The organism is Candidatus Hodarchaeum mangrovi (assembly GCF_975850365.1).
In genome coordinates this window covers 1-4,168 of sequence record NZ_CDLCQJ010000061.1, presented here as the reverse complement: position 1 = coordinate 4,168, position 4,168 = coordinate 1, and the positions used below count along the sequence as shown (strand labels likewise).

General features: G+C 32.4%; 5 protein-coding genes and 1 pseudogene. 4 read left to right on the top strand and 2 right to left on the bottom strand.

Annotation, left to right across the window (positions count from 1 at the left end; translation table 11 throughout):
- A partial coding sequence (locus ACWVCY_RS06325) for a C25 family cysteine peptidase (protein WP_455141249.1) occupies positions 1 to 836 on the top strand: 836 nt, incomplete at its 5' end.
- A 199-nt stretch (positions 837 to 1,035) separates the two neighbouring features.
- Positions 1,036 to 1,257, top strand: a complete 222-nt coding sequence (locus ACWVCY_RS06320; RefSeq protein ID WP_455141247.1) for a hypothetical protein — start codon at positions 1,036 to 1,038, stop codon at positions 1,255 to 1,257.
- Here the strand turns inward: ACWVCY_RS06320 and ACWVCY_RS06315 are convergent.
- Positions 1,254 to 1,922 (bottom strand): helix-turn-helix domain-containing protein, encoded by a 669-nt coding sequence (locus tag ACWVCY_RS06315; protein ID WP_455141245.1) that lies wholly within the window; start codon positions 1,920 to 1,922, stop codon positions 1,254 to 1,256. The genes ACWVCY_RS06320 and ACWVCY_RS06315 overlap by 4 nt on opposite strands.
- Positions 1,923 to 2,048: 126 nt before the next feature.
- Between ACWVCY_RS06315 and ACWVCY_RS06310 the strand changes: the two genes are divergently transcribed.
- Together ACWVCY_RS06310 and ACWVCY_RS06305 are read left to right on the top strand one after the other, a co-directional pair.
- A complete protein-coding gene (locus ACWVCY_RS06310) occupies positions 2,049 to 3,080 on the top strand; it encodes a DMT family transporter (RefSeq protein ID WP_455141243.1) in 1,032 nt (343 codons plus the stop codon).
- Positions 3,081 to 3,196: 116 nt separating this feature from the next.
- Positions 3,197 to 3,724 carry a hypothetical protein gene (locus tag ACWVCY_RS06305; protein WP_455141242.1) on the top strand — a complete coding sequence of 176 codons (528 nt, stop codon included), beginning with the start codon at positions 3,197 to 3,199 and terminating at the stop codon, positions 3,722 to 3,724.
- 208 nt (positions 3,725 to 3,932) lie between these two features.
- Here ACWVCY_RS06305 and ACWVCY_RS06300 read toward each other — a convergent pair.
- A pseudogene (locus ACWVCY_RS06300) lies at positions 3,933 to 4,168 on the bottom strand (alpha/beta fold hydrolase); the annotation flags it as partial.

Genomic DNA, 4,168 nt, shown 5'->3' with positions numbered 1-4,168 from the left:
CTCATGGATCATCAACGGGAATGTATAGAAGTATTTTCACTGAAGATGTAGATGGTGATAATTTATTTGATTGGGGAGTGGATAGTTTAGAATCGGAAATGTTTATTTCAACGTCCACTGAATTTGAAACTTATGGTAAAAATGGATTATATTTTTTAGCTGCCTGTGCAACAGGAACTTTTAATGGAGGAACCTCTTTAACTGAGTATATTGTTAGAAATTGTGGAATTGGCTGTATAGGAAGCTCAAAGTCAGCTTATTATGATAATGAGATTTATACAGATAATTACAAGTGTTGGGTTACCCAAGGTTTATTATATCGGTTTTGGCTAAGAATTTTCACTGAAAATTCTAATCATCCTGGAAAAGCTTTAGCATTAGCAAAAAATGCGTACGCAGAAGATTGTAAGTCAAATCTGAGAAATGAGGATCAAGATTTAAGGACTCTCACTCAGTATAATTTAATGGGGGATCCTGAAGTTCCAATATGGACTAAGATTCCTTCAAAGTTAGAGAGTTTTAAAATAAATAATACCAACCAATTAATTGTGGTTTCAAATAATGAACCAGTAGATAACGCATGGATTACCTTAACTAATTCTACTTATTATTGGAGAGGTATTACTAATTCAGAAGGAAAGATTACTCTTCCGATTGATATTGGTCAATTTGAACAGGTAAACATCACAGTATCAAAGAATAATTTATTACCATATCAAGCGAATCTTTCAAAGATCCTATTTTTCAGTGGTTCCTTGGAATCGAAAAGTTCTACTTTCTCCTTCTTTGGAGTTTTCTTAGCTATAGTTTTATTAATACGGAAAAAAGACCAATAAAATCAGAATATTGCATTATCATTCTTTAGACTGGGAAGATCTCTAAGCTGTATGGCTTTCTAAACCTAATCAGATTCAGAATCCAATCTTTTTAAAAAAATATTATATGACTTCTATCCTAATGTCCAAAATTTTTTAATCAATTGAAAGCTCTATTATGTTATAACGAAGTGACATCTAGCTTGAGATGAGTTTTCATATGCAAGCAACGATAATAAATATTTATTCAAATGAATCTCCTGATAATAGCAATCTTCGAGGAGCTCATGTTCAATCGTTTTGGATTTCAATTGACAATGAAAAGATACTCTTCGATACTGGGGGAAACTTAGATGTTCTTTTACACAATATGAATGAATTAGAGATTTTTCCAAATGATGTCAATAAAATTACGGGTATTATGACCAACATTTACGGTTAAAGCATAAGGGAGGGAACTAAGTAGCTCATTATTTTCTTTTCCGCCCTTCTAAGATGTTCTTCATAAGTTCTACGATGGATGTTAAGCTCTTTAGCCAGGTTTTCTAAGAAAACACTTCTTGGTAACTCGTAATATCCCTTAGTATAGGCAAGCTTAAGTGCTTCTTGTTGTTTTGAGGTTAAATCATTTTTCAAGCGATCTAAAGGAAGATAAAATGGATACGGTTCAGCAGCACTCTTCAGAGGCGCAAGTTTTAATACATTCACTTTGGCACTAGGATCTTCCTTACGAATATCTTCAAGGATTAATCCTGCATCTTCTGGTGTAACAATAAGATTGCTAATTTCTCGTCCTGCAAAATATTTCACTGGTGGAAGTTCAAGACAATTATATCTGTTGAAAATTTTATCTAAACGAAGTACATCATAATAACAAAGGTCCACAACGAGTTGAATATGACATTGATCAGGAAAAATAGTAATAACATTTCCTAGGGACTCTTTTACATCTGTGATTGCTACTTCAAGATCGTTCTTAGCTCCTTTTAATTCAATAATATCATTTTCAGTATTACACCAACGTTGGATTTCAACTTTTGGATGATTTTGTGAAAAGACTGAAAATTTGCAATCGTGTTGAATTTCAAGTATGAATTGGTATAACATTGAACTCTCCAAGGAAAAAAAATTGCCTTCACTATATAACTTTTCCGACATATGACAGTTAAGTAATTCGCTATACCGTCATATGGAGGTTATAATTTATTATATCTCGAAGCATTGTATCCATGCATGCAAAAACTAGATAATATTTCACTTCTAATTAAATCATCCCTGAGAATCTTCGATTTCAATGCATTGCCATCTCATCGTAGTGCACAGTTTGTACTTTTTCTATCAAATATTATTTGGGGAATCACCCCATTAGTTATTGAAGTAGCACTAGTTTCTCTCACACCCCTTCAAACAACAACTCTTAGATTTGGAGTAGGAGTATTGGTATTTTCCTTCATCATACTTCTAATAAAGGGACGAAAAGGATTTTCAATGTTATCAGGAAAAACTGTCATAATATTAGGATGGTTAGATGCTTTGGGGTATCTAACGGCAACCATTGGTCAAGATATTACAACACCAGGCCTAGCTTCATTACTTGCATCCTTTTATATATTCCTTGTCCCGTTTCTTGCTTGGAAGATTGAAGGAACTCCATTAAGCTGGAAAATAACAGTAATTGGAATCGTTGGACTATTAGGTATTTTTTTAATAAGTTTTAATGGGGATTGGGCAAATTTTTCCAATTCTTCTATAATAGGGATCATTATCTTGATATTTGCTGCTTTCATGTGGGGTTTTTACGCCGTTATAACTGGAAAATTTCTGAATGTAAAAAAATCAGAGAGTAAAGAATTTGATCTTATGAGTTTTACATATGCTAGTCTCTTTCATACTTTTCTTGCTCTATTTCTTCTTTCAATGATTAGTGGTGGATTATCTTTTCAGATTCATCTAGAATTGGTGCCTTATATCTTATTTTTAGGGATTTTCCCAACTTTTATTGCCTTAGGTTTCTGGAACTGGGCCATAGCTAGGCTAGGTTCAATTAGCACTTCCTTTTTGCAATTATTTCAGGTTATTATCCCATTCATTTTAGAATTCATTTTTTTACAACAATTCTATTCAGTATGGATATATAGTGGGGTCTTCCTGATATTACTATCGAACGTTTGGATAAGTAAAGGTAACAACTCCGACATTGAAAAGAAACAGGATATTTCTCCCTCTAGTATGATTTCTAAAGAAATTAAAGAATGTCTCTGCTAGGTGTATTGCATGATTACTTTGTGTCTTAACAGTTTTTCAATTAAAAAAGAAATAACAAATTTTTTAATTATAAAAGATTAAAATCCTGCATCAAGTTGAATAGGAAGAATAAAAATATGACTGAAATACATCAATTAGGGGTACGGCATCTATTCTATCCTAAGTGTCCATACAATAATTCAGTACTTGTATTGGTTTTTAGGGTAGGGTTAATAACTTTTAGCACTGTGGGGATTGCATTTTTTAGTATATGGGTTGCTGTAGTGTATTTATTATATTCTGTCTGGTTTAATTTATTCGTATGGCCAATTAAACATTGCCATTATTGTTATTACAAAGTAAGAGAAACTACAATTGATGAAAAGACGGGAAAGACAACAACGATTCTATTATCTGTAGATGAATGGAAAGAAACTTACTTGGATAAACATGTGACGTGTGCGAAAAAATGGTTTTTCCATTCGTATATACTATGGCTGGGCCCTATTATTTTCATACCTATTTCGTTCTTTTTAGGTTTTTCTGTATTTGCTTTGATTGGATTAATTGGTTTTATAGTTTCACTTGTAGGAATGCTTCTTTATGTAAGCTTTCGTGTTTGTCCAACCTGTGCTTTTATGGAAGTATGCCATACAGCTTTTTGACAGATAATGGTGAGACCTCAGTTGTATGTAGTGAAACATTGACTATAATGACAACCAAGTGGGTTTAAGCGATAGAGAGGAACACTGTTTTGAGTAAATCCCTAGTATCATAGAAAGATTTTACTATCAAATCTTCCAGAGGAAACATCTCCAATTGCTGAAAGTAAGAGTAGCATTTTCTGTTATATTAGGTTCCCTTTTATTTTCTTCATTCATTATTCTGACTTTTTTTCAAAACAACATTTATCAATAATTCCTCGTATTTTCCTTTTTCTTCTATCATTGGGAGATGACCTGAATTTTCAAAAATTATGAGATTTTTTCCCTTTTCAGCATTTAAGTTGTCATAAAATTTCTCAACAAGAACAACGGGCGTTGTCATATCACATTTGCCTTCAAAAAAGTATACAGGAACTTTAATAGATTGAATTTCTTTTGTAAGAT